The 24,117-nt window shown below is 73.7% G+C and carries 20 protein-coding genes and 1 pseudogene; 12 read left to right on the top strand and 9 right to left on the bottom strand.

The annotated features are described in order from the left end of the window. The first annotated feature begins 69 nt into the window (after window positions 1–69). Window positions 70–861, top strand: coding sequence for a molybdate ABC transporter substrate-binding protein (gene modA / locus OG373_RS34550; RefSeq protein ID WP_405442487.1), 792 nt, complete (start codon window positions 70–72; stop codon window positions 859–861). A gap of 152 nt (window positions 862–1,013) precedes the next feature. Beyond that, window positions 1,014–2,984 (top strand): ABC transporter permease, encoded by a 1,971-nt coding sequence (locus tag OG373_RS34545; protein WP_405442485.1) that lies wholly within the window; start codon window positions 1,014–1,016, stop codon window positions 2,982–2,984. 59 nt (window positions 2,985–3,043) lie between these two features. On the opposite strand, the gene OG373_RS34540 is transcribed toward OG373_RS34545, so the two are convergent. Both OG373_RS34540 and OG373_RS34535 read right to left on the bottom strand, forming a co-directional pair. Next, entirely contained in the window at window positions 3,044–5,113 is a 2,070-nt protein-coding gene (locus OG373_RS34540) for a SpoIIE family protein phosphatase (RefSeq protein WP_405442483.1), read from the bottom strand. Between the two features lie 190 nt (window positions 5,114–5,303). Further along, window positions 5,304–5,918: a response regulator gene (locus tag OG373_RS34535; RefSeq protein WP_405444305.1), complete on the bottom strand. Its 615-nt coding sequence runs from the start codon at window positions 5,916–5,918 to the stop codon at window positions 5,304–5,306. A gap of 212 nt (window positions 5,919–6,130) precedes the next feature. Here OG373_RS34535 and OG373_RS34530 point away from each other — a divergent pair, with 212 nt between their 5' ends. The 3 genes from OG373_RS34530 (at window position 6,131) to OG373_RS34520 (ending at window position 6,919) form a co-directional block, all read left to right on the top strand. Next, window positions 6,131–6,316, top strand: a complete 186-nt coding sequence (locus tag OG373_RS34530; protein ID WP_405442481.1) for a hypothetical protein — start codon at window positions 6,131–6,133, stop codon at window positions 6,314–6,316. Next, window positions 6,316–6,468: a hypothetical protein gene (locus OG373_RS34525; protein WP_405442480.1), complete on the top strand. Its 153-nt coding sequence runs from the start codon at window positions 6,316–6,318 to the stop codon at window positions 6,466–6,468. Before OG373_RS34530 ends, OG373_RS34525 begins: the two co-directional genes overlap by 1 nt. A gap of 211 nt (window positions 6,469–6,679) precedes the next feature. After that, window positions 6,680–6,919 (top strand): hypothetical protein, encoded by a 240-nt coding sequence (locus OG373_RS34520; RefSeq protein ID WP_405442478.1) that lies wholly within the window; start codon window positions 6,680–6,682, stop codon window positions 6,917–6,919. A 374-nt stretch (window positions 6,920–7,293) separates the two neighbouring features. Here the strand turns inward: OG373_RS34520 and OG373_RS34515 are convergent. Beyond that, a pseudogene (locus OG373_RS34515) lies at window positions 7,294–8,616 on the bottom strand (DUF6777 domain-containing protein); the annotation flags it as partial. Between the two features lie 93 nt (window positions 8,617–8,709). On the opposite strand from OG373_RS34515, the gene OG373_RS34510 reads away from it, so the two are divergent. Then, on the top strand, window positions 8,710–10,002 hold the full coding sequence (locus OG373_RS34510; protein WP_405442476.1) for a streptophobe family protein: 1,293 nt from the start codon (window positions 8,710–8,712) through the stop codon (window positions 10,000–10,002). Window positions 10,003–10,039: 37 nt separating this feature from the next. Here OG373_RS34510 and OG373_RS34505 read toward each other — a convergent pair whose 3' ends face one another. From OG373_RS34505 to OG373_RS34495, 3 genes are read right to left on the bottom strand one after another with little or no spacing between them, the layout of a single operon-like run. Next, a complete protein-coding gene (locus OG373_RS34505; protein WP_405442475.1) occupies window positions 10,040–11,068 on the bottom strand; it encodes a serine/threonine-protein kinase in 1,029 nt (342 codons plus the stop codon). A gap of 2 nt (window positions 11,069–11,070) precedes the next feature. Further along, window positions 11,071–11,796, bottom strand: a complete 726-nt coding sequence (locus OG373_RS34500; RefSeq protein ID WP_397733888.1) for a hypothetical protein — start codon at window positions 11,794–11,796, stop codon at window positions 11,071–11,073. Window positions 11,797–11,801: 5 nt separating this feature from the next. Beyond that, the gene (locus OG373_RS34495; RefSeq protein WP_405442473.1) at window positions 11,802–14,177 is read right to left on the bottom strand and encodes an FHA domain-containing protein; all 2,376 of its coding nucleotides are present in this window, start codon (window positions 14,175–14,177) and stop codon (window positions 11,802–11,804) included. 179 nt (window positions 14,178–14,356) lie between these two features. Between OG373_RS34495 and OG373_RS34490 the strand changes: the two genes are divergently transcribed. From OG373_RS34490 to OG373_RS34470, 5 genes are all read left to right on the top strand, one after another. Continuing rightward, the gene (locus tag OG373_RS34490; protein WP_405442471.1) at window positions 14,357–15,379 is read left to right on the top strand and encodes a cation diffusion facilitator family transporter; all 1,023 of its coding nucleotides are present in this window, start codon (window positions 14,357–14,359) and stop codon (window positions 15,377–15,379) included. Window positions 15,380–15,438: 59 nt separating this feature from the next. Then, window positions 15,439–15,918, top strand: coding sequence for an NUDIX domain-containing protein (locus OG373_RS34485; RefSeq protein WP_405442470.1), 480 nt, complete (start codon window positions 15,439–15,441; stop codon window positions 15,916–15,918). A gap of 48 nt (window positions 15,919–15,966) precedes the next feature. Then, entirely contained in the window at window positions 15,967–17,220 is a 1,254-nt protein-coding gene (locus tag OG373_RS34480; protein ID WP_405444304.1) for a Tm-1-like ATP-binding domain-containing protein, read from the top strand. A gap of 145 nt (window positions 17,221–17,365) precedes the next feature. Continuing rightward, window positions 17,366–18,994, top strand: coding sequence for a serine/threonine-protein kinase (locus OG373_RS34475; RefSeq protein ID WP_405442468.1), 1,629 nt, complete (start codon window positions 17,366–17,368; stop codon window positions 18,992–18,994). Further along, window positions 18,991–19,617, top strand: coding sequence for a hypothetical protein (locus OG373_RS34470; RefSeq protein ID WP_405442467.1), 627 nt, complete (start codon window positions 18,991–18,993; stop codon window positions 19,615–19,617). The genes OG373_RS34475 and OG373_RS34470 overlap by 4 nt, the downstream gene beginning before the upstream one ends. Here OG373_RS34470 and OG373_RS34465 read toward each other — a convergent pair. Then, complete coding sequence (locus OG373_RS34465) at window positions 19,595–19,951, bottom strand: DUF6191 domain-containing protein (RefSeq protein ID WP_405442465.1); 357 nt, start codon at window positions 19,949–19,951, stop codon at window positions 19,595–19,597. The genes OG373_RS34470 and OG373_RS34465 overlap by 23 nt on opposite strands. A 313-nt stretch (window positions 19,952–20,264) precedes the next feature. Then, window positions 20,265–21,554, bottom strand: coding sequence for an ATP-binding protein (locus OG373_RS34460; RefSeq protein WP_405442463.1), 1,290 nt, complete (start codon window positions 21,552–21,554; stop codon window positions 20,265–20,267). A gap of 160 nt (window positions 21,555–21,714) precedes the next feature. Between OG373_RS34460 and OG373_RS34455 the strand changes: the two genes are divergently transcribed. Further along, a complete protein-coding gene (locus OG373_RS34455) occupies window positions 21,715–23,223 on the top strand; it encodes a hypothetical protein (RefSeq protein WP_405442462.1) in 1,509 nt (502 codons plus the stop codon). Here OG373_RS34455 and OG373_RS34450 read toward each other — a convergent pair. After that, window positions 23,220–24,032 carry a polysaccharide deacetylase family protein gene (locus tag OG373_RS34450; RefSeq protein ID WP_405442460.1) on the bottom strand — a complete coding sequence of 271 codons (813 nt, stop codon included), beginning with the start codon at window positions 24,030–24,032 and terminating at the stop codon, window positions 23,220–23,222. The two genes, OG373_RS34455 and OG373_RS34450, sit on opposite strands and share 4 nt — an antisense overlap. Window positions 24,033–24,117: the final 85 nt, after the last annotated feature.

Genomic DNA, 24,117 nt, shown 5'->3' with positions numbered 1-24,117 from the left:
ACCGGCGCGGGTCACCACCAAGCGCCCGGCACCAGGCCGGCCGCCGACCCGACCGAGGAGCACCTGCTCATGTCTCCGACCATGATCCGTCGCCGTACCGCCACCGTCGCGCTGACCGCCGCCCTGCTCGTGCCGCTGGCCGCCTGCGGCAAGGGCGACGACAAGCCCGCCGCCGACGCCGCTCCCACCCCGAAGGCCGTGAACCTCACGGTCCTCGCGGCCTCCTCCCTCACCGACGTCTTCAAGACCGCGGGTGCGGAGTACGAGAAGACCCACCCCGGCACGAAGATCACCTTCTCCTTCGCCGGTTCGCAGGAGCTGGCGGCCCAGGTCAAGCAGGGCGCCCCGGCCGACGCGCTGGTCACCGCCGACACCAAGACGATGGACGGACTGAAGGCCGAGACCGGCGACGCCACCGTCATCGCCAAGAACCGCCTGGTCATCGCGGCCGGCAAGGCCAACCCGTTCAAGATCGACGAGCTCAAGGACCTCGCCGACGCCAAGATCAAGGTCGTTCTCGCCGCGCCCGAGGTCCCGGTCGGCCGCTACAGCAAGCAGATCCTCGACGCCCAGAAGATCGAGGTGAAGCCGGTCTCCCAGGAGCCCAACGTCCGCGCCGTGCTGAGCAAGGTCGAGCTGGGCGAGGCCGACGCCGGCCTCGTCTACAGGACCGACTCCGCCAAGTCCGGCGACAAGGTCGTCACAGTGGACATCCCGGACGGTCAGAACGCCGTGGCCTCCTACCCGGCAGCCACCCTGAAGGCGTCCAAGAACGCCGAGGACGCGGCCGCGTTCGTCACCTGGCTGAGCACCCCCGAGGCGCAGAAGATCCTTCAGGACGCGGGCTTCCAGAAGGCGTAACCGCCACCACCGGCCGCGTCCGGACGCGCGCTCGGGGCTGCCTGAATCGGGGGGACAGGCAGCCCCTTCGCGCGTTCGGACGCGGGCGCACCCGGATCCTGCGACCGCCGCATACGCTTCCCCGCAGCCGACTCCCCCAGCCAGGAACCCTCATGAGCACACTCCGCACCCGGCCAGGCCGGCGCACGCGCCCCCGCACCGGCACCCGCACCCGGCCCCCGTTGGCCCTGGCGCTCCCCGCGCTGCTCGCCGTCGCGTTCCTGTTGCTGCCCCTCGTCGGCATCCTCGTCCGCACCCAGTGGAGCGAACTCGGCGCCCACCTCAGCAGCCCCGGCGTGGTCCAGGCGCTGAAGCTCTCGCTCCTCGTCTCCCTGTGGGCCCTCGCCCTCTCCCTGCTCCTCGGCGTACCGCTCGCCTGGCTGCTGGCCCGCGTCGAGTTCAAGGGCAAGGCCCTGGTCCGCTCGCTCGTCCTGCTCCCGATGGTGCTGCCGCCGACCGTCGGCGGTGTGGCCCTGCTCCTCGGCTTCGGCCGGCGCGGACTGCTCGGGCCCTGGCTGGAGGGCACCTTCGGGATCACCCTGCCGTTCCACACGTCGGGCGCGGTCGTCGCGGCCACGTTCGTCGCCATGCCGTTCCTGGTGATCAGCCTCGAAGGCGCCCTCGGCGGGCTCAGGCAGAGCTACGAGGAGACCGCCGCCTCGCTCGGGGCCTCGCCCGTCCGGGTGTTCTTCACCGTGACCCTGCCCATGGTGGCCCCCGGCCTGATCGCAGGTGCGGCACTGACCTGGGCCCGAGCCCTGGGCGAGTTCGGCGCGACCATCACCTTCGCCGGGAACCTGCCCGGCACCACCCAGACCCTGCCGCTCCAGGTGTACCTGCTGCTCCAGGACGAGCCCGAAGCCGCCACCTCCGTCTCGCTGTTGCTCCTGGCGATCGCCATGGGCGTACTGATCGCCCTGCGCGGACGCTGGACGGGCACCCCGGTGGCCCGCGAGGCCCCGGTGGCGCCGCCGGTCCCGGAGGAGCCGACCGGCCCGGACTCCGACCCCACCGCCGACGCCGGCGGAACCGCGCTGCCGCAGGGCGGCCGCTGGCCCCTGCACGCCGTCGTCACCGGCTTCAACGAGCTCACCCTCGACGCCGCACCCGGCACCACCATCGCCGTCGTCGGCGAGAACGGCGCCGGCAAGACCACCCTGCTGCGCGCCCTCCTCGGCCTCACCCCGCGCGCCCATGCCGAACTGCGGCTCGGCGACACCGACGTCACCGCCCTGCCCCCGCACAGGCGGCAGGTGGCCTGGGTCCCGCAGGACGGGGCGCTGTTCCCGCACCTGACCGCCGTGGCCAACACCGCGTACGGGCTGCGCGCCCGCGGGGTGCCGCGCGCCGAGGCCCGCCGCGAGGCCCGGACCTGGCTGAACCGGCTCGGAGTGCTGCACCTCGCCGACCGTCGGCCCGCCCAGCTCTCCGGCGGCCAGGCCCAGCGGGTGGCCCTCGCCCGGGCGTTGGCCGCCCGCCCCCGCCTGCTGCTCCTGGACGAGCCGCTGGCCGCGCTCGACCAGACCACCCGGGCCCGGGTCCGCCACACCCTGCGCACGCACCTGGCCGGCTTCGGCGGAGTCTGCCTGATCGTCACCCACGACCCCGTCGAGGCGGTGTCGCTGGCCGACCGGGTCCTCGTACTGGCCGACGGCCTGGCCCTGCAGGACGCGCCGCCCGCCGAGGTGGCCCGGCATCCGCGCTCCCCGTGGGTGGCCCGCATGCTGGGGCGCAACGCCTGGCCGGGCACCGCGTCCGCCGACGGGCTCGCCCTCGCGACCGGAGGCCGGCTGGTGGCCGCCGAGGTGCTGCCCGAGGGGGCGCGGGCGCTGGCGATCATCGCTCCGGAGGCGGTGTCGGTCCACCGGGAGCGCCCGGGCGGCAGCCCCCGCAACGTCTGGCCGGGCACCGTACGGGAGATCACCGCGGTCGGCAGCCGGCTGCGCGTACTGATCGCCTCGGACGAGGCACCCGACCTGGTCGCCGAGATCACTCCCGAGGCGGCGGCCGAGCTGGGCATCGTGGACGGCGTCGTGGTGTGGACGAGCGTGAAGGCCACCGAGGTCACCCTGGTACGCCTCTGAGCGACCCGGCCTCCGGGGCTCGGGGGATCGGGGCCCGGCCCGCTTCGGCCCGGTCGTTCTCAGCCGTCGTCCTCCGGAGCGGCCAGGGCGAACTCGCACCACACGCACTTCCCGCCGCCCCGGGGCTCCACACCCCACTCGTCCGCGAGCCGCTCCACCAGCATCAGCCCGCGCCCCGACACCGCCCAGTCACCGGCCTCGCGCCGCCTCGGCAGGGCGCTGCTGGTGTCCTCGACCTCGACCCGGATCCGCCCCTGCGCCGTGAGCCTCATACGGACGTGCCCGCCGCCTTCCGTGTGGACCAGTGCGTTGGTCATCAGCTCGTCCGCCGCCAGTTCGATCTCGTCGGCCCGGTGCCGCGCTCCCCAGGCGGAGACGGCAGCCCGGATCAGGTGCCGGGCCAGCGCCGGGGCCGTGGTGTCGCCCGGTTCCAGTCGATGGTCGAGCGGGCCGCCCCCGCGCGCGACGGGAGTACCGCGGCGGCGCAGCACGAGCAGGGCCATGTCGTCCCCGCCGCCCGAGTCCCCGACCAGGTCGCACAGCACGTCGGCGAGTTCCTCCACGTCGATCGGGCCGCTGTGGACCGCCGCCATGAGTTCCCGCATGCCGGAGTCCTGTTCCGCACCGGGGCGTTCGATCAGGCCGTCGGTGCACAGCAGCAGGGTGTCCCCGGGGTGCAGTTCGAGGGTGGTGACCGGGTAGCCGGAGCCGGTGCCGGTCTGTTCACGGGGCGGCAGGCCGAGCGGTAGCCCGCCGGCCACCTGGACCCGGTGGACGCTGCCGTCACCCCGTCGCACGACCGGATCGAGGTGCCCGGCGCGGACCATCCGGGCCATCCCGGTGGTGAGGTCCACCTCGGCGTAGGTGCAGGTGGCGAACCGTTCCGTCTCCAGTTCGCGCAGGAAGGCCGAGGCCCGCGCCATCGCCGTCCCGGGGGTGTGGCCCTCCACGATGTAGGCACGCATCACGATGCGCAGCTGTCCCATGACGGCCGCCGCGTCCGTGTCGTGCCCCTCGACATCGCCGATCATCACCCCGACCCGGCCGTCGCCGAGCGGGACCACGTCGTACCAGTCGCCGCCGATGTCCCGCCCCATCCGGGCGGAGCGGTACCGTACGGCGATCAGCGCACCCGGCACCTCCGGGATCCTGCGGGGCAGCATGGCCCGCTGAAGTCCCTCGGCAAGGTCGTGCTCCTGTTCGAAGAGCATGGCGCGCTGGAGGCTCTGCGCGACGCCGCTGCCGAGCGCCATCAGCAGGTTCCGCTCCTCGGTGGTGAAATCGCCGTCCCGCGTGTAGAGCAGCCCGAGCGCCCCGACGGCCCGCCCCTGGGCGATCAGCGGCAGGTAGACGCCGCTGCGGACGGACAGGGGCTCGATGTACGGCCACAGCTCCGGGTAGCGCCGCTGGAACTCCTCGCGCGACACGAGGAAGACCGGCTGCATGGTGCGTACGGCCTCGCTCATGGGCAGTCGCGCGTCGATCCGGGTGTACTCGATCTCCGGCACGTACGAGCCCAGCGCTCCCTCCGCGACCAGGTGGATGCGCCCGCCGTCGACGACGCCCAGCATCACGCTGACCGCGCCGAGGTGCCCGAGGGCCTGCGGGTCCTTGAGGATGTCGGTCACGTCGTTCACGGTGCGGGCGTGGGCGAGGATGGCGGTGGTCCGCTCGACGACGTTGGTCATCCGTCGGCGCCCCTCGATCTGCTCCCCGGAGGCGCCGGGATCGCCGGGGTCGTGGGCGGCGTCGCGGAGGATCCCGATCACGCGGTACGGACGACCGCCCGGGTCCCGCAGGATGTGCCCCTGGATGTGGGTCCAGGCCGCCGAGCCGTCGTGGAGGCGGCTGCGGACGTAGGCGCCGTAGTGGCTCCGGCCGTCCTTGATCGCCTGCGCGACCCGGGTGTCGAGCCGTGCCTCCTCACCGGGCACGAAGCACCGCCGGAGCCCGGCGGGCGTGCCGTCGAACTCGTCCGGAGGCAGGTCCAGCACCTCCAGGGCGGTGGGATCGAGATACATCCGCCCGCTGTCGAGGTCCCAGTCGAATGTGCCCATGCGGTTGAGCGCGAGGCTGGTGTCCGGCCGCGCCGGCCAGTCGACGGCGGGGTCCTCCGCCCTACGGCCCATGCAGACAGGGTCTCACTCTCCCCCGCCGGTGTCCCTGCGGAGCGCCCACCGGCGGGCTCGTACGCGGCGAACCCCCTCGCCCGGCCGGCCGTCCGGCCGGCCGGGTGGCGCCCGCCCCGGCCACTCCGGGCCGGCCTGCTCGTCGCTCGTCCCCGCACGCGCGGACGCCGGAGGCCCCGCGCAGGCGGGACTACGCCGTTCCGTTCTCCGGCAGGTTCGCGTCGTGGACCAACAGGGCGATCTGGACCCGGTTGTTGAGGTCGAGCCGGGTCAGGATCCGGGACACGTGGGTCTTCACCGTGGGCAGGGCCAGGTGGAGCTCCCGTCCGATCTCCGCGTTGGACAGGCCCCGCCCGACCGCCAGGGCCACGTCCCGCTCGCGTCCGGCCAGCAGCGCGAGGCGCGCGCGGGCCGCGGCCCGGCGGGCGTCCTGTCCCGTGTCGCCCGTCACCCGGTCGATGAGCCGGCGGGTGACGGCCGGGGAGAGCACCGGGTCCCCGGCGGTCACCGTCCGGACGGCCGCGACGATCTCCTGCGGCGGGGTGTCCTTGAGGAGGAAACCGGCCGCTCCGGCGCGCAGCGCCCGCAGGACATGGGCGTCGGTGTGGAAGGTGGTCAGGACCAGCACCTCCGGCGCGCCCGGCCGTGCCCGCAGCCGCTCGGTGGCGGCCAGCCCGTCGACTCCGGGCATCCGGATGTCCATCAGCACCAGGTCGGGCCCGTGCGCGGCGACCAGTGCGGGCACTTCCGCCCAGGGAAGCGCGAAGCGGGAAGACGGGAAGAGGGGAGAGGCGCAGGCCCGCAGCCGGAACTGGCGGACCTGCCCCGGCACCCGCGTGCACGCTGAGCAGCGACAGCCGGTGGCCGAGTACGTCGTGCATCTCGCGGGCGATCTCCTCCCGGGCCTCCATCCGAGCCCGCTCGGCCCGCGACTCGGCGTCCGCCTCGGCCAGCTCGGCACGCTCGCGCAGCGAGGCGATCAGCTGCTGCCGGGACCGCCGGAACAGTCCCCAGCCGATGGACCCGGCGATCAGGGCGAAGTACGTCACCGCCGGACCCGCCCGCTCCTCGGACATCTCCGGCAGCTGCCACAGGAAGACGGGCAGCGGGGCGAAGACCAGCGCCGCCACCCATGCCGTCGCCTTCCACGGCCGGGTCGCGGCCACGGTGAACACCGCCACCATCGCCGGCCCGGTCAGATAGTGCGCCACGCTGCCGGCCAGGAGCAGCGCCACGGCCAGCTCGACCGGCCGGCGCCGTCGCAGCAGCACCGCCGCGCACCCCAGCCCGCCGACCACCTGGTCGGCGGCCCGCCACCCCGCACCGAGGCTCTCGGGCACCGGTATGGACTGTGAACTGACGGCGGCGAAGCACGCGGCGAAGAGGAACAGGCCCAGGTCGGCGGCCCAGTCCCGGCGGGTGCGGTGGATACGGCGCATGTCCCGGGAATCTACGCGGGCCCGCGAGGGCGCGGGGGTCCGCGCCCTCGCTCCGCATACTTAAGTACGACAGCCGGCCACCCCATGGCCGATCCCGGGCCCTGGGCCCGCCGCCTAGCGTCGGAGCATGACCTCCAGCAATCCCAAGTCCCCGGTGGCCGCCCTCACGGGGCTGCTCTCCTTCGTCCTCGTCGTCGGCGGCGCGAGCGGCCTGCTGCACGAGTGGCTCGGCTGGATCCACTTCATGGGCTTCGTCCGCTTCCTCGCCCCCGACGGCTACGAGATCTACAGCTACGTCGTGATGATCGCCCTCGGTCTCGCGGTGGGCGCGGCGGGCGACGCGCTCACCCGCCGCGGCCGGGCCTGACCGCACCTCCCTCCGCGGTACGGGGAGGGAGGTGCGTTCATGGACGGGGGCGGTCAGCTCTCGGCGGGGGCTTCAGGCTCGGGGGCCTCGGGCTCGGGGGCCTCCGGTTCGGGGGCCGGGGCCGTCTGGGCCGGTTCCGGCGCGACCGGCGGCGGGGGCGACGGCTGCTGGGGGGCGCCCGGGGTCGTCCGGCCCGGCGGCGGGGACACGGGCGGCGGAGACGCGGTCTTCGGCGCCGTTGACTGTGCCGGCGTCTCGGCCGGAGGCTTCGAAAGGGTCTGCGTGGGCGACTTGTTGTCGGAGGGTGACTCCGAGGGCGCCTTCGACGGTGACGCGGACGGCGGCTGCGACGGTGACGGGGGCGGTGACGCCGCGGGCGACTTCGACGGTGACGCGGACGGTGCCGGCGACGGTGACTCGGAGGGTGACTTCTTCGGTGACTCCGAAGGCGACCCGGAAGGCGACTTCGACGGCGTCTCCGACGGCTTGCCGGTCGTCGGCGAAGGGGTCGGGGTCGTTCCCGAGGGCTTCGGCGACGTGCCGGACGGCGTCGGGGTCGGAGAGGTACCCGAGGGCTTCGGCGAGGTGCCGGACGGTGTCGGGGTCGGGGACGTGCCCGAGGGCTTCGGCGAGGTGCCCGAAGGCCTCGGCGACGTGCCGGACGGCCTCGGGGTCGTCACGGACGGGGTCGGCGTGAACGGCGGTGTCGGGAGCGGCGGCGGCGGTATCGGCCTGTCGGGCCGCGGCTTGCCCTGGTGACCGCCCTTCGGGCGCTCGTACCAGCTGTCGTTGTGGGGGTCGTAGATCACGATCTTGTTGATGACGGTCACCGACGGGGCGACGGCCACCACCTTCGCCGGCTGGTAGGAGGGCCACGTCTGGCCGAACCGCTTCGGGTTGGCCTTCAGCGGCACCGGCGGACCGAGCGGGTTGCCGCACGCGCAGCGCACCCGCGGTACGCCCCGGTCGTCCACCAGGACGGCCGTCCCGGCCTGGAGCACGGCCTGGTAGGGCACGAGCTTGCCGTCACGGTAGCTGTGGTTGGTCACCCGGGTGTCCATCCGCAGCTGCACGGACGTGAGCGAGCGGAGGTAGCCGGGCACGGCGGCCGGCTGGAGGCCGAAGGCCGAGCCGAAGGCCGCGTTCTTGGCGGGGTCCGCGTTCAGCGATCCGATCAGCTGCTCGACGTCGCAGCTGACGGTGTTCCTGGTGCCCGTGTACACGCCCGGCGCGGAGCCGCTGACGCTCCTGGTGCCCACCTGCGCGGTCGGGCTGGCGTTCGGGCTGACCGGGGCGGTCCCGGTGCCCCGGGGAGAGGGAGGCCGGCTCTCCGGCGTCGGGCTCACCGGCGGCGGCGTCTCCTTCACTGCCACGGACTCGGTGAAGGGGTCGGGGCCGGAGGCGGCCGCCGGCTGGAGGAACACCTCGCCACCGGCGTTGTTGGACGTCCCGGTGGGGCGGGTGAGGACCACGGCCAGGGCCACGACCGCCACCACCGCGACGAGCGCGGTGACGAGCCGTGGCACCGATCGCCACCAGGGCCCCTTGGCGGGGCCCTGGCCCTGGCCTCCGGGCCCACCCGGCGGCGCGGGCGGCGGCGGAGGCGGGGGGCCCTGCTGCCCGCCAGAGAGCGGGCCGGAAGGCGGCCCGGTCGGGCGTTCCGAGGACGGCGGTCGGCCGGATGGTTGTGTGGTCACGGGCTCTTCTTCCCAGGAGGAGTGAGTTCCCCGGGGACCATTGTGTGCGCCGTCCGGGTGGTGGCCGCAAGCCGGGAGTGTCACGGTGGCAGGGTGAGTCAGACGCCGGGATCGTCATCGTCGGGGGGCTCTGCGAGGGCATGGCGCGACGCCCTCGTCGCCGTCGTCGCGGGCTTCGTGGTCATGGCAGTGGTCGCCGCCGCCGGGCTGCTGTGCGCCGGTGCGGGCGATCTGCCGGGCGGTGCCTTCCCGCACGTCGTCGCGGCGGTCGTGGTGATGGCGGCCGGTGGTGTGCTGGAGGTGTCGGGCGGCGCCGGTTCCCTGGCCGGGGCCGACGCGAGCCTGTCGGTGGTCCCCCTCTCGGTGAGCCTGGCCGGCGCCCTGACGACCGGCTACCTCTTCCTGCGCCCCCTGCACAACCGGGCGGTGGCCCGGCCCCGCGAACTCATCGGCCGGGCTGTCCCCTTGGTCCTGTTGTGGCTCGTCGCGCTGACTTGTGTCACCTTCCTCGCCCGCGCGACCTTCGGCCTCTCCACCGGCGACTCCCCCATCGGGACGATCACCGAACTCCTGGACGCCGCGCCGACCGTGGGCTTCCAGGTCGATCTGCCCAGCACCCTCCTGTACGGACTGCTGTGGATCCTGGGCCTGTTGCTCATCGCCCTGCTGGTCTCGCGCCGCGCCCCGCTCCCGGCCCGGCTGGTCCGCTTCCACTCGGCGCTGCGCCCGGCCGCCTTCGCCACGATGCTGCTGCTCCTCGCCTACGTCGTCCTCGGCATCGGGGTCGGCGTGGTCGTGGCCGCCACCCAGGGCCACGCCGACCGGACCCTGGCCGTGATCCTGCTCGGGCTGCCGAACCTGGTCTGGCTCGCGCTCACCCTCGGCTTCGGCGGCGCCTGGGAGGGCAATGTCGAGGGGCCCTTCGGGCTGCCGATGCCACAACTGCTGGACGGGGTCCTGCGCGGCTCCGACCCGTCCCGGTTCGATGTGGCCTCGCTCGCCGAACAGGACTCCCGGGCGTGGTGGCTGGTGGCGGTGGCCGCCGTGTTGCTGCTCGGCACGGGCGTGCTGGCCGCCGTACGCTCCCCCGCCCACGTCCGCGCCTGGCAGCACGCGCTCCACCTGGGTGTGGCCCTGGCCCTGGCGACGCTGACGGTCTGCCTGCTGGGCCGGATCCAGGCGCAGTTCGGGCTCTCCCTGCTCGGCATCGGTGACGTGGACGGCCTCGGCGGCCAGGTCCGGCTGGAGCCCGTCCTGTGGCGCAACGTCGGGCTCGGCCTGCTGTGGGGCGCGGTGGCGGGCTTCCTGGGCGCCCTCCTGGCCCGTCCGCTGCACCGCCGCGGCCGGGTCGACGAGCCGTCCGCGGCGACCCACCCTGAGCAGTAGGGGTACGAGGAGGCGGCTCCTGAGCCGAGCGGGCTCCTCAGCCCGCCCCGCCCCACCTGAACACCGGCAGCGCCCATCGGGGCACCGGCGGCGGGGCCGGCAACGCGTCCCGTGCGTCCGCGGCCGCCCGCGCGGCCTCCCCGGCCGGCCCCGTCACCGGCGGTTCGGCTCCCGTCCCGGGCCCGGCCCCCTCGCCCGCCCGCCGCAGGGCGCCGGTGAACTCCAGGCAACTGTTCCACCGGTCGTCCGGCGACTTGGCCAGCGCTTTCGCGACGACCTCGTCCACGGCCTGCGGCAGCCCGGGCCGTAGCGCGCTCGGAGCCGGCGGCGGGTCGTACTGGTGGGCCCAGAGCAGGGCGATGTCGTCGTCCCGCTGGAACGGCGGTTCCCCCGTGAGGGCCTCGTGGACGACGCACCCGAGGCTGTAGACGTCGCACCGGCCGTCCACGGGCTTGCCGGAGATCTGTTCCGGCGCCACGTAGGTCACGGTCCCGACGAACTGCCCGTCGGTCGTGAACCCGGTCAGTGACAGCGACTTCTTCGTCAGACCGAAGTCCGTGAGATAGGCGTGCTCCGGGTGGTCCCCGTCCGTGCCCGCGGCGATCAGGATGTTGCCCGGTTTCACGTCACGGTGGACCAGGTCGTGTGCGTGGGCCGCGTCCAGCGCGGACGCCACCTGGCCGGCGATCCGTGCGACCGTCTCCACGGGCAGCGGGCCCGTCCGGTCCAGCATCACGCGCAGGTCCGGCCCCTCGACGAGGCGCATGGCGATGTAGAGGAGCCCGTCCGCCTCCCCCGCCTCGAACACGGGCACGATGTGCGGGTGTTCGATGGTCGCGGCCACCTTCGACTCGTGGACGAACCGCTGCCTGAAGGTGTCGTTCCGGGCCAGCTCGGGGGCCAGCAGCTTCAGCGCCACCCTGCGGTCGAGGCGCAGGTCCCGCGCCTCGTAGACGACGGCCATCCCGCCGCGCCCGATCTCGCTCTCCACCAGGTACCCGGCGATCTGTGTCCCGCGCAGGTCGGTGGGGGACCCGCCGGCGGACTCCGCCCGCTCCGCGGCCACCGTCAGCCGCCTCCGGGGTCGCGGGTGTCGACGATCCGCGTCGGGTCATGGGCCACCGCCCGGTCGGACCGCTCCCCCGCCCCTTCGCGCGGGATCCCGACCACGTCGGTCGGGGTCGGCTCCCTGCGTACGGGGGCCCGGCCGTCCGGATCCGTGTCCGCGGGCGGCGGCGGTGGCGGTGCGGCTGCCGGCGCCGCGGGGCCGGGCGGGCTGCCCGGCCCGGCGACGACCGCGAAGGTCGACATCCGGTCCCCGTCGTCGTAGAGCCACCGGCCCGACTTCTCGTCGTAGAGCCACACCGACTCGCCGTCGATGACCACGCCCGCCCGCAGGCCGCGTACCGAACGGCGGAAGGCATCGATGTCGATGCGTCCCGAGGCGAGCTCGTCCACGGCCTGCCGGTAGCGTTCCAGGGTCTCGGCGCCGCGTGTGAGCAGCGGCCTCGGGTCCTCGGAGCGGACCGGGGGCTTTCCCCCGGCCGTCGGTGGCGGACGGGGCACGGCGACCAGCAGCCGCCCGTCCACCCAGGCGGACCAGCCGTTGGCGCACAGGACCTCCCCCCACTCCCCGCGGCGGGACAGCAGCTGCACGGGCAGGAAGGCGTCGAGGGGCACCGTCGGCCGGCTGACGTCGGGCCCCTCCCAGGCGGACAGGCCCTCCTGCGGCACCACGTGGGTGGGTGTGAAGTCCTCCACCTCGCCTCCTGGGCGTCCCGTCGAGCTGCTCATGAAGTCTACTTCCGCATGATGGTCGGCTCGTGGCGGCGCAGCAGCCGGGAGACCAGCAGACCGAACAGCACGGCCAGGGCGACGAGCAGGCCCATCTCGATCAGCCACAGGTGGGCCTCGTGATCGAACAGCGGGTCCTCCGTGATGGTGCCCGGCATGATCGCGCCGAGGTCGATGGTGGCCGCCATCGCGGCCATGGCCCACCGGGCCGGAACGAACCAGGCCAGCTGCTCGATGACGGGAACGCCGGTGAGTTTCAGCAGGGAGCCGCAGAAGACCACCTGGACGATCGTGAGGAGGACCAGCAGCGGCATGGTGACCTCCTCCTTGGTCACCAGGGCGGAGATCAGCAGGCCGAGCAGCATCGCGGTGACGGACAGCAGGGCGACGGCGAGGGCGATCTCGATCAGCGGGGGCATGAAGAGGCCCCGGCCGTTGGGGGCGTTGGTCTTGACGCCGGCGAGGCCGACCACGGTGAGGACCACGGCCTGGACGACGGTGACCACGCCGAGGACCACCACCTTGGACATCAGGTAGGCCGAGCGGGACAGGCCCACGGATCTCTCGCGCTGGTAGATGACGCGTTCCTTGACGAGTTCGCGCACCGCGTTCGCGGCGCCCATCAAGACTCCGCCCACGCACAGGATGAACAGGGCGTTCAGCGCGGTGTCGAGGGTGAGGGCGCTGCCGGACAGCGCGCGGGTCATGACTCCCATCACGAACGGCAGCCCGATCATGATGACCAGGAAGGTCCGGTCGGATCTGAGCACGGCGGCGTACCGGCGGATCAGCGTGGAGAGCTGGGAGCCCCAGCTCTGGGCCTTGTGGGCCGGCTGCGGAGGGACGCCGGCGGCCCGTTCGGCCTGGGCCGTGAGCGGTGGCCGGCCGGCGGTGACCTCGACGTTGCGGCGGTACAGGGGCGAGTCGCGGTACTCCCCGGCCCAGTCGCGTGCACGGTCGTTCTCGAAGGCTTCGAAGGCCTCGGGCCACTGCTCGAAACCGAAGAAGGCGAGGGCCTCCCCGGGGGCGCCGTAGTAGGCGATGCGCCCGCCGGGCGCGAGGACCAGGAGGCGGTCGCATCTTTCGAGGTTGAGCACGCTGTGGGTGACGACGATGACCGTGCGGCCGTCGTCGGCGAGGTCGCGCAGCATGTTCATCACCGAGCGGTCCATGCCGGGGTCGAGGCCGGAGGTGGGCTCGTCCAGGAAGAGCAGGGAGGGCTTGGTGAGCAGTTCCAGGGCGACGGAGACGCGTTTGCGCTGTCCGCCGGAGAGGCTGTGGATGGGCTGGTCGGCGCGTTGTTCGAGGCCGAGTTCACCGATCACCTCGTCGACCCGGGCCTGGCGTTCGGCCTCGGCGGTGTCCTGTGGGAAGCGCAGTTCGGCGGCGTAGGTGAGGGCGCGCCGGACGGTGAGCTGGGTGTGCAGGATGTCGTCCTGGGGGACGAGTCCGATGCGGCTGCGCAGTTCGGCGTAGTCGCGGTAGAGGTCGCGCCCGTCGTAGAGGACGGTGCCCCGGTCGGCGGGGCGCAGGCCGGTCAGTGCGCCGAGCAGGGTGGACTTGCCGGCTCCGCTGGGGCCCACGACGGCGAGCAGGCATTTCACGCCGACCGGGAAGGAGATCCCGTCGAGGAGGGTCTTGCGCCCGTTGTCGACGGTGACGGTGAGGTCCTGGACGTCGAGGGAGACCTCTCCGGTGTCGACGAACTCCTGGAGCTGGTCCCCGACGAGGCAGAAGACGGAGTGGCCGATGCCGACGATGTCGCCCTCGGCGAGGGGGGCGGCTCCGCGCACGGCGGTGCCGTTGAGGTAGGTGCCGTTGTGGCTGCCGAGGTCGACGATCCGGTAGCTGCCGTCGGCGAGGGCGTGCAGTTCGGCGTGCCGGCGGGAGACCGTGAGGTCGTCGACGACGAGGTCGCTGTCGGGGGCGCGGCCGATGCGGACGGCGGTGCGGACGGGCAGCGGGCGTACGGTCGTCGGCTGCCGGAAGGTGCCGGTCATCGCCGCGTTCGAGATCCGGGACGGGCGGCCGCCGTCCGGTTCGGGGGACGCTGCGGGCGGCGCGGGGCCGACGACCGCGGCGCGCGGTCCGTCGTCGACGCTGCCGAAGCGCAGCTCGGTGCCGACGCCGACGCTCCACTCGTGGATGCGGTGGCCGTCGGCCCAGGTGCCGTTGGTGCTGCCCTCGTCCTCCAGCGTCCAGTGGTCGCCGTCGGGACGCAGGATCGCGTGGTGCCAGGACACGCGGGCATCGTCGAAACAGATTTCGCAGAGGGGGTCCCGACCGACGTGGTAGATCCGGTCGGGGGCCATCTCGGTGGCGCCCCAGTCGGTCACGAGGACGAGCTGGGGCGCGGTCGGCACTCCGGGGCGCTGGACCATGACCAGATTTTCCCACGATCGGGAAGGTCCGGCACCGGTCGGACATCACCGCAGGTCAGAGGCCTCTTATGGGTAATGACAACGGTCCCCGTTGCAGCCTTTGCCGATCTCGCCGGGGTGCGCTTCACTTCACGCGACGGCACCGAACACACGGCTGCCGCGACGAGACGGGGGACGCCATGAGTGGGCACGACCACGCGCACGACGGGCACGGGGGCGACGGGCACGGGCACGGACCCGGAGGGCACAGCCACGGGGTGTCCGCCGACGCCGACCGCCGCTGGCTGGCGATCGCGCTCGCCCTGATCGGCGGGTTCATGGCCATCGAGGTCGTCGTCGGCGTCATGGCCAACTCACTGGCCCTGATCTCGGACGCGGCCCACATGCTGACCGACGCCGTCTCGATCGTCCTGGCGCTGATCGCCATGCGGCTGGCCGCGCGGCCCGCCCGCGGCGGCTTCACGTACGGCCTCAAGCGGGCGGAGATACTTTCCGCCCAGGCCAACGGCCTGACGCTGATCCTGCTGGGGCTCTGGCTGGCGTACGAGGCGGTGCGGCGGCTGATGGACCCGCCGCCGGTGGAAGGCGGTCTGGTGGTGGTGACGGCGCTCGCCGGCATCGCCGTCAACGTGGCCGCGGCCTGGTGCATCTCCCGGGCCAACCGTTCCGCGCTCGTCGTCGAAGGCGCCTACCAGCACATCCTGAACGACCTCTTCGCCTTCATCGGGACCGCCGTCGCCGGCGTGATCGTGCTGACCACCGGTTTCCGGCAGGCGGACGCGATCGCCACGCTGGTCGTGGTGGTGCTGATGCTCAAGGCGGGCTACGGGCTGATCCGCGAGTCCGGCCGGATACTCCTGGAGGCCGCGCCCGCTCATGTGGACCCGGACGCGGTCGGCGACCGCCTCGTCGGGCACCCGCCCGTCACCGAGGTGCACGACCTGCACATCTGGACGATCACCTCGGGCCAGGCCGCGCTCTCCGCGCACGTACTGGTGGAGCCGGCGGGTGACTGCCACGCCGTACGCCGGGACCTGGAGCGGCTGCTCGAGAAGGAGTACGGGATCACCCACACCACCCTCCAGGTGGACCACGCGCAGGAATCCCTCCTCACGGTCGGCCGCGCGGGGGGGAGCCCGCCCGACGCGCACTGCGCGGACGCGCACGGTCCGGTCCATCGGCAGGGCCCGCACGACCACTGACGCGCCGCACGCGCACCGCGGATCACTGGCCCGGGTCCGTACGGGGCATGGATGTACCCATGACGCACAAACGCAGTGCCGGACTGCTCCTGTTCCGGCGGACCGGCCCGGAGCCGGCGCCCGGTGTCGAGGTCCTGCTCGGCCACATGGGCGGCCCGCTCTGGTCCGGCAAGGAAGCGGGGGGATGGGCCATCCCCAAGGGTGAATACGGACCGGAGGAGACCCCGCGGGACGCGGCCCGCCGGGAGTTCACCGAGGAGATCGGGCTGCCGCCGCCGGAGGGCGAGTACCTACCGCTGGGCGAGGTACGGCTGACCAGCGGAAAGCTGGTGACGATCTGGGCGGTGGAGGCGGATCTCGACCCCGCGCTGATGGTTCCCGGGACCTTCACGATGGAGTGGCCGCCGCACTCCGGGAACGTCCAGGAGTTCCCGGAGCTGGACCGGGTGGCCTGGTTTGCTCCAGCGCTGGCGGAAAACATGCTGATTCCCTCCCAACTCCCATTCCTGGAGAGGCTGTTGGTGCTCCTGAAGGTTTGACCCACACTTGCACTTGCCAACACCCTTACCTGCATGGACATTGCACACATGACCAACGTCGTGCTGGTGGGAACCTTGGACACCAAGGGTGTGGAGTACGGCTGGCTGCGCGAGAGGCTGCTGCGCGCCGGCGTCGAAGTGGTACTGGTCGACACAGGAATCATGGGCGAGCCCCGGGTGCCCGCCGATGTCCCGCGGGACGAGGTGGCCCGTGCCGCGGGCACGGAACTGTCCCAGCTGCGCACGGCCGCCGACCGGGGTGCGGCCGTGACCACCATGGCGAGGGGCGCGGAGGCGACCCTGTTACGCCTGCACGCCGAGGGCCGGCTGCACGGGGTGCTGGCCATCGGCGGCAGCGGCGGCACCTCCATCGCCACCCGGGCGATGCGCGCCCTGCCGCTGGGCGTACCGAAACTGATGGTCTCGTCCATGGCGTCCGGGGACGTCCGCCCCTACGTGGGCTCCTCGGACATCACGATGATGTACAGCGTGGTGGACATCGCGGGGATCAACAGCATCTCCGCACCGGTCCTGGCGAACGCCGTGGCGGCGATCGCCGGGATGGCCCGGGCCTACGGACGCACCTCCCCGCAGGGCCGCCCGCCCGTGCTGGGCGCGGGCAGCCGCCCGCTGGTCGCGGCGAGCATGGCGGGCGTGACCACGGCCGGTGTGGACGCGGCGCGCGAGCGGCTGACGGAACTCGGCTACGAGGTGCTGGTCTTCCACGTCAGCGGCACCGGCGGCCGCACCCTGGAGACGCTGGCCGGGCAGGGGGTCTTCGCGGGCGTCCTCGACCTCACCCTGAGCGAGCTGGCCGACGAGCTGTGCGGGGGCATCCTCAGCGCCGGCCCCGACCGGCTCAGCGCGGCCGGGCGGGCGGGAGTCCCGCAGGTGGTGAGCCTGGGGGCACTGGACATGGTGAAATTCGGCCCGCTGGAGAGCCTTCCCCGGCGGATCCGCGACCGGGGGGTCCACGTCCACAACCCGTCCATCACGGTGACCCGTACGACCGCGGCCGAGTGCGCGGAGCTCGGCCGCCGGGTCGCCGCGAAACTGCGCGCCGCGAGCGGCCCCACGGCCGTCTGCGTCCCGCTCCGTGGACTGTCCACGCTGGGCGCGCCGGGCGGCCCGTACCATGACCCCGGCGCGGACCGGGCCTTGTTCGCGGCGCTGCGCGAAGGGTTGCGGGGCAGTGCCGCCCGGCTCTTCGACTACGACACGCACATCAACGATCCGGCCTTCGGGCGGGCGGCGGCCGACCGGCTGCACGCCATGATCGGCGCGATGTCGGCCGCGGCCTGAGACACCCTCCGTGGTCGGGAACCGGCCACGGCGGAAACCACGTCCCATGTGGCGTCCGGTCCGGGGAGGGCCGGTGGACTGCCGGTCCCGGACCGGTCGTCCGAACGGAACAGCGGCGCCACACAGCAGGCAGGGGGCAGGAACGATGAACGACACGCGGGCGGCATGGTCGGTCCCCGGTTACACCGAGGTCCGGGAGCTCGGTTCGGGCGGCAGCGGCCGCGTGGTGCTCGCCGTCCACGACGGCACGGGCACGCCGGTCGCGGTGAAGTACCTCAGCGACCGGCTGCGCCAGGACCCTGCGTTCGTCGGGGAGTTCCGGGCCGAGGCCCGCCTCCTGGGCGGGCTGGAGACCCCGTACGTGGTCAGGCTGTACGAGTACGTCGAGGCGTCCGGCGGCGCGGCCATCGTCATGGAGCTGGTGGACGGAATCTCGCTGCGCGCGCTGCTGAAGCAGTCCGGGCAGGCCGACGCGGAGGCCGCGCTGGTGGTCCTCAAGGGGTCCCTGCTGGGGCTCGCGGCGGCGCACCGGGCGGGCGTGGTCCACCGGGACTACAAGCCGGAGAACGTGCTGGTCGCACCGGACGGCTCGTCGAAGCTGGTGGACTTCGGGATCGCGGCGAACCGGGGCAGCACACCCGGCGTCGCCGGGACCCCCGCCTACATGGCTCCCGAGCAGTGGCAGGGCCGGCCGGCCTCCCCCGCGGCCGACGTGTACGCGGCGACGGCCACCTTCTTCGAGTGCCTCACCGGGCGCAAGCCGTACGACGGGGAGAACTTCGCGGAGCTCGCCGTCCAGCACATCGAGGCGCCGGTGCCGGAGACCGAGGCGCCGGAGCCCGTGCGCCCGCTGATCCGGCGCGGCCTCGCGAAGGCACCGGAGCAGCGGCCGGAGAACGCCGAGGCGTTCGTCGCGGAGCTGGAGGGGGTCGCGCTGGCGGCGTACGGGCCCGAATGGGAGGAGCGCGGGCAGCGCAAGCTGGCGGCGCTGGCCGCGCTGCTGCCGCTGCTGTTCCCCTCGGCGGGCGGCGCGGCGGCGGGTACCACGGCGGTGGCCACCACCACGGTGCCCAGCGGTTCGGGCTGGGCACCGGGCCGCCGTGGCTGGCTCGCGGCGGGCGTGGCGCTGGTGACGGGGGCCGTACTGGTCCTGACGACGGAAGCGATCGGCGCGTCCCCGGGCGGCGCCTCGGCGCTGAGCTCCTTCGCCACGACGAGCGCGGCCCCTCCCGGCTCGGCCTCCCCGAGCCCGAACCCGAACCCGACGGACTCCGCCTCCCCTTCGCCGAGTCCGAGCCCCTCGGCGTCCCCGAGCCCCTCGCCGTCCGGATCGACCTCACCGTCCGCGTCACCGTCGTGGTCGACGAGCCCCACCCCGAAGCCGACGGTGAGCTGGCCGCCCACCCCGACGCCGACGCCCACGCCCACTCCCACGCCCACGCCCACGCTGAAGGTCTCGAACGTCGCCGTGTCGCTCAGGACCGGGGTCTACCGCGGCGACGCGACGATCTCGGTCACCAGCCAGGGAACCGGTTCGGTGACCGTGGTGGTGGAGTGGTTCCTGGGCGGTGCACAGGGCTCCTACTCCGTCCCCGACGGCACCGACTCGTTCGTGGTGCAGGCCGGCTCGACCGCCCCGGTGGTCAGGTCGCACACCTTCACCCGCGACCGCGGCTGCTACGGCGGCGTCCGGGTCACCACCAAGCCCACGGCCGGAAACAAGTCCGCGTCGGCCTCGCAGTACCTGCTGCGCTGCCAGGAGGTACCCCGATGAGCGGTTCCGGCGCCCCCGAGGGCGACGACTACAGCGCCACCGTCCTCGGCAGCCATTGGTTCAGCGGCCCCCCGGCCACGACCAAGAGGATGCCTCCCGAACCGGTGGCTCCCGACCGGGTCGAGGGCTCCGTGCTCCGGTTCGGGCCCGGGGTCACCGCGGCCATGCCTGCGCCGTTCCCCCTCGAGGCGGCGGTGGTCGGCGCGCAGCCGCCCCGGCGGCGCCGGTGGGCCGGACTGCGGCGGTACACCCTCGCGGCGGTCGTGCTGGCCGCGGTACTCGTATACCTCGGGTGGCAGCGGCTCGGGCCCGGCATCGAGGTCCGGGACGTGGCCGTGAGCACCGATCCCAAGGGCCCGGCCTGTGATGCGGCGGCCGATGTGGTGGCCGTCGTGGCGACCAACGGGCGCCCCGGCACCCTCACCTATCGATGGGTGCGCAGCGACGGCACGCAGTCCGAGCAGCTGACCGAACGGGTGCCGCGCGGGCAGCGGGAGGCCCGGCTGCACCTGCTGTGGACCTTCCGGGGCACGGGGAACTACCCGGCGAGGGCGGAGCTCCGGTTGGTGTCGCCCGGACAGCGCACGGCCTCGGTGGAGTTCACGTACCGCTGTTCCGCGTAGCGGACGCGGACGCGGTGGCGGCGCCGACGCCGGGCAGCCGGATGACGGCGAGTCCGCCGTCGAGATCGACCCGGGTGCGCGGCGGTGCGCCGTCCTCCTCGTCGTCGCGCATGACGAGGGCGCTCTGCCGCTCCTTGAGCTCGTTCTGCTTGCCCGGCGAGAAGCTGGCGTGCAACTGCTCGAAGCCGGTGGCCGATATCTGCCCCTGCCGGCCGTTCCAGCGCCAGGGCAGCAGCCCGGCACGTCCGGCGCGGACCAGTGCCAGGTCGAGGAAGGCCACGGCGGTGAGCACCAGAGCCAGCCCGGGAAGGGTCATGAAGATGACGAAGCCCATGGACCGACGGTAGCCGACCCCTGGCTTCGGCCGTTCGGCCGAGGGTGCACCGTGGGAACCGGCCGTCCGGCCGAAGCGCGAGCCCCGGGTCCGCCGGTCGACTCGAAGACGTGGACGAGGGCTCGGGGTCGTCCTCCGGCACCGCCGCGTGCCGCGTTCCGGCCGGGCGTGCACCCCCACCGGAACGTGACCGTCCCCGCACGGTTGCCGACTTCGCGCGGGGGCCCGCGGCCGCTTCGGGGAGCAGCCGCGGGCCGCTGCGCGTTCCGCCCCCGCCGCAACCGGGGGACGGACGTCCGGGGCCCGGCCGGGGTCAGAACCGGGCGTGCGCGGTGATGTCCGCCTCGAACTCGCCGGTCATCGCGGGGGTCACCGTCGGCCGGCACTGCCGGACCGCCGCCAGGTAGTCCTCCGTGGTCGCGCCCAGCTGCGCGGCCGCCGCGCCGCGCGCGCCCACCGCCTCCAGGTCCCGTTCGAAGGACACCTGCGCCGCGATCCGTGCCGCGTGCTCGATGTCGGCCGGCGTGAACAGCTCGGTGGCCGCCACCAGGGCGCTCACGTCCACGTCCACGCGTCCCGTCGTGTAGCGGGACCAGATCGCGGCGCGGGCGCCGGCGTCCGGGGTGCCGATCGGGATGAGGTAGTCGAAACGGCCGGGCCGCAGGAAGGCCGGGTCGAGCGAGCGGATGGAGTTGGTGGCGCACACCAGCAGCCGTTCGTCACCCTCCCGGAAGCCGGGTATCAGCTTCAGCAGTTCGTTCGTCACCCCGTGGATCCCGCCGGGCTGCGCGGGCTCGGTGCGCACCGGCGCGATCTCCTCGACCTCGTCGATGAAGACGAGGACGCGCTCCAGCTCGGCGATCCGGGCGAAGGCGTCGCGCAGTGCGGCCGCCAGGTTGCCCTCGTCGGCGAGACGCGAGGGCAGCAGTTCCACGAAGGGCCAGCCGAGCCGGGAGGCGATGGCCCGCGCGAAGGTGGTCTTGCCGGTGCCCGGCGGGCCGAAGAGGGTGATGGCGCGCGGCGGCCGCACCCCGTGCGAGGCGGCCCGCTCGGGCTCGGCGAGCGGCAGCACCACGCGCCGCTCGATGAGGTCCTTCTCCTTCTCCATACCGGCGACCCTGGTCCACAGGTCATTGGGCAGGAAGCGACCGCCGAGGTCGTCCAGGAGCCCCGCGGCCGGTCCGTGCAGCGGCTCGGTCTTCTCGAAGTAGGCGACGGCCGGCTGCCGGGTGTACCCGGCGTTGAGGAGGCCCTCGCCGAGCATGTCCTCCTCGGGCAGGACGTACGCGATACGGCCGACGCGCGCCGCGATCAGCCGGCGCTCCAGCTCGACGAGCAGCGCGCTGGCCAGGCCGCGGCCGCGCCAGCCGGCGGCGATCGCGATGCGCATGACCCAGGCCCGTTCCCCGGTGACGCAGGCGAGCGCCGCGCCGATCGGGACGCCCTGGTGGACGGCGACCACACAGGGCTGGCGGTCGGTCAGCGCGCTGATGCACTCGGCGAGCGAGAAGACGGACTCCTGGCCGAGTTCGGCCGTGGTGTCGATCAGATGGACCACCGCTGCGAGATCGCTCTCGCGGTAGTCGTGGATGAGCCAGTTCACCGGGTACCGCCCCTCGTTCGTGCTCCTGCGGCGAGGCTAGGGGCCGGTGGGCCGGCCGCTCACGCTCCGTGGTGCACAACAGCCGGTCGGGAAACCGTCCGTGGCGTCCATAGACTGGTGCTTTCCGCCGACGCCCCGCACCGAGGATCCGCGCACCTTCATGCCTTCCGACATACCTGTCATACGTGCCGCATCCGCTGCATCCCCTGCATCTGCATCCGCCCTGTCCGATTCCCGAGGCCGGCGCGTCCTCGTGTGGCTGGTCCCCTTCCTGTGGACGCTGGGGCTGGGGCTGTGGGGGCTCTCACGACAGGACAGCGTGTGGCGGGACGAGGCGGCGACCTGGCAGGTGGCCGGGCGGTCGGCGGGTGAGATATGGGCGATGCTCGCGAACGTCGACGCCGTGCACGGGCTCTACTACCTGCTGATGCACGGCCTCTTCGAGGTCTTCGGGGCGAGCACGACGACCCTGCGGCTGCCGTCGGTGCTGGCCGTCTCGGCCGCCGCGGCGTGCGTGGCGCTGATCGGGCGGCGCCTGGCCGGCTTCTGGGCCGGGCTCGGGGGCGGGCTGGCCCTCGGACTGCTGCCGGCGGTCCAGTTCTACCTCCAGGAGGGCCGGCCGTACGCGCTGGTGGCGGCGGGGGCCGGGATCTCCACCCTGCTGCTGGTCTCGCTCCTGGAGAGCCGGCCGGGGCGGCGGACCTGGCCGCGCTGGGCGGCGTACGGGATCACCGTGCTGGTGTGCGCCCTGCTGAACTGGCTGTCCCTGCTGGCCCTCCCGGCACACGCGGCGACCCTGGGGTGGGTCCGGGCCGAGCGGGCGGTGTGGCTGCGCTGGGCGGCGTCCGGCTCGGCGGCGGTGGCGGGGGCGCTGCCGTTGATCCTGTTCAGCCGGGGCCAGTCCGACCAGGTGTCGTGGATACCGCCGCTGACCTGGCACATGCTGATCGGGCCGGGGATCCTGCTGGGGATCGGCGGCCTGGGGGCGTGGGCGGACCGGCCGGACCGCAGGGCGCTCTCGGTGGCCGCGGTCGGCCTGCCGCTGCTGGCGGTGCCGCAGCTCGGGCTGATCGGACTGTCCCTGGTGCAGCCGCTGTTCCAGGACCGGTACGTGCTGTTCAGCATGGTGGGGCTGGCCCTGTTGATCGGCGCCGCCCTGGCCGCCGCCGTACGGTCCTGCGCGCCCCGGTACCCGAGGGCGGCGGGTCTGGTGGTGCCGGGCGTGGTCGGGGTCTCGGTGCTGGCCCTGCTGCCGGTGGAGCTGGGCAAGCGGGCCCCGGCGAGCCGGGTCGACGACGTCCTGGCGGTGGCCGGTGAGGTGGCCGGGCTGAAGCGGGACGGGGACGCGGTGCTGTTCGTCCCGGCCGCGCGGCGGGACACGGCGCTGGTGTCGCCGAGCGCCTTCGGCGGCCTGGCCGATGTGGCGCTGGCCGCGTCCCCGGTCGCCTCGGCCACCCTGAAGGGCGAGGAGGCGGAGCCGGCGCGGATCCGGGAGGCGCTCCTCGGGCAGCGGCGGGTACTGCTGGTGACGGACGCGGCGAAGGTGGCCAGGGCACCGTCGGCGGAACGCGACAAGGCCAAGGCGGCGGTCCTGCGCGAGTACTTCGACGTGGTGGCGGACCGGCAGGTGCGGGGGCGACGGGTAACGGTGTACGAGCGCCGCGCCTAGGGCGTGGTGCGGGTCGGGAAGGAGAAGCGGTAGCCCTGCTCGGTGAGCCAGGGCAGGTACTTCTTCAGCGCCGCGACCGTCTCGCTGCGGTCGCCGCCGCCGTCGTGGAAGAGGACCGTCGGCTGCTGGGGGAGCTTGCCCTCCACGGCGGAGAGGATGGCCTCCAGGCCCGGGCGGCTCCAGTCCTTGGGGTCGACGCTCCAGCCCAGCGGCCGCATGCCGCTCTCGGCGGCGATCGCGCGGCTGGCGGGGGTGAACGCTCCGCCCGGCGCGCGGTAGTAGGTGACGGGGACCCCGGGCACGGCCTTCTCGATCATGGCCTTGCCCTCGAGTATCTGCCGGCGCTGGTAGGCGACGGGCTTGTGGTCCATCGTGACGTCGTGGTCGACGGAGTGGTCGCACAGCTGGTGCCCGTCGGCGGCGACCGCACGCACCAGCTCCGGGTACTTCTGCGCCTTGGTGCCGATCATGCAGAAGGTGGCCTTGACGTGGTTGTCCCGCAGCGTCTTCAGGACCTGGGGCGTCCAGCGGGGGTCCGGGCCGTCGTCGATGGTGATCGCGACGTGGCGGCCCGTGCCCTGCGCCAGCCGGGAGATCTCCAGCGGGACCTTGGCGGCGGTGCCCTGGGCGGAGCCTGCGTTTCCGGCCGGCACGGAGTGGCCGGCGGGGGGCGCGTCCGGGGCGCGGTCCACCGAGCCGTCCGTGGCTGCGTACGCAGGGGTGCCGGCTGCCGCCAGGAGGCCGAGGGCCGCGGCCGCGAAGGCGGATCCCGCTCGTCGACGACGTGCGGAAGTGGTGGTGATGCGCATGGACGTGCTCTTCCTTTGCCCTCGGCCCCCGGATCTCGCGTGATCGGTCCAGGCTAGGTCATCCGTCCGGAGCCCCCCCTTGGCC

It is taken from the genome of Streptomyces avidinii (genome assembly GCF_045161815.1).
GTDB lineage: Bacteria > Actinomycetota > Actinomycetes > Streptomycetales > Streptomycetaceae > Streptomyces > Streptomyces avidinii.
This window is presented reverse-complemented; position numbering and strand designations above follow the sequence as displayed.

Coding starts and splice junctions, on each gene's coding strand:
- modA (WP_405442487.1), top strand. CDS start 70: ATGTCTCCGACCATGATCCGTCGCCGTACCGCCACCGTCGCGCTGACC.
- OG373_RS34545 (WP_405442485.1), top strand. CDS start 1,014: ATGAGCACACTCCGCACCCGGCCAGGCCGGCGCACGCGCCCCCGCACC.
- OG373_RS34540 (WP_405442483.1), bottom strand. CDS start 5,113: ATGGGCCGTAGGGCGGAGGACCCCGCCGTCGACTGGCCGGCGCGGCCG.
- OG373_RS34530 (WP_405442481.1), top strand. CDS start 6,131: ATGGACCCGGCGATCAGGGCGAAGTACGTCACCGCCGGACCCGCCCGC.
- OG373_RS34520 (WP_405442478.1), top strand. CDS start 6,680: ATGACCTCCAGCAATCCCAAGTCCCCGGTGGCCGCCCTCACGGGGCTG.
- OG373_RS34500 (WP_397733888.1), bottom strand. CDS start 11,796: ATGAGCAGCTCGACGGGACGCCCAGGAGGCGAGGTGGAGGACTTCACA.
- OG373_RS34495 (WP_405442473.1), bottom strand. CDS start 14,177: ATGGTCCAGCGCCCCGGAGTGCCGACCGCGCCCCAGCTCGTCCTCGTG.
- OG373_RS34490 (WP_405442471.1), top strand. CDS start 14,357: ATGAGTGGGCACGACCACGCGCACGACGGGCACGGGGGCGACGGGCAC.
- OG373_RS34485 (WP_405442470.1), top strand. CDS start 15,439: ATGACGCACAAACGCAGTGCCGGACTGCTCCTGTTCCGGCGGACCGGC.
- OG373_RS34480 (WP_405444304.1), top strand. CDS start 15,967: ATGACCAACGTCGTGCTGGTGGGAACCTTGGACACCAAGGGTGTGGAG.
- OG373_RS34475 (WP_405442468.1), top strand. CDS start 17,366: ATGAACGACACGCGGGCGGCATGGTCGGTCCCCGGTTACACCGAGGTC.
- OG373_RS34470 (WP_405442467.1), top strand. CDS start 18,991: ATGAGCGGTTCCGGCGCCCCCGAGGGCGACGACTACAGCGCCACCGTC.
- OG373_RS34465 (WP_405442465.1), bottom strand. CDS start 19,951: ATGGGCTTCGTCATCTTCATGACCCTTCCCGGGCTGGCTCTGGTGCTC.
- OG373_RS34455 (WP_405442462.1), top strand. CDS start 21,715: ATGCCTTCCGACATACCTGTCATACGTGCCGCATCCGCTGCATCCCCT.
- OG373_RS34450 (WP_405442460.1), bottom strand. CDS start 24,032: ATGCGCATCACCACCACTTCCGCACGTCGTCGACGAGCGGGATCCGCC.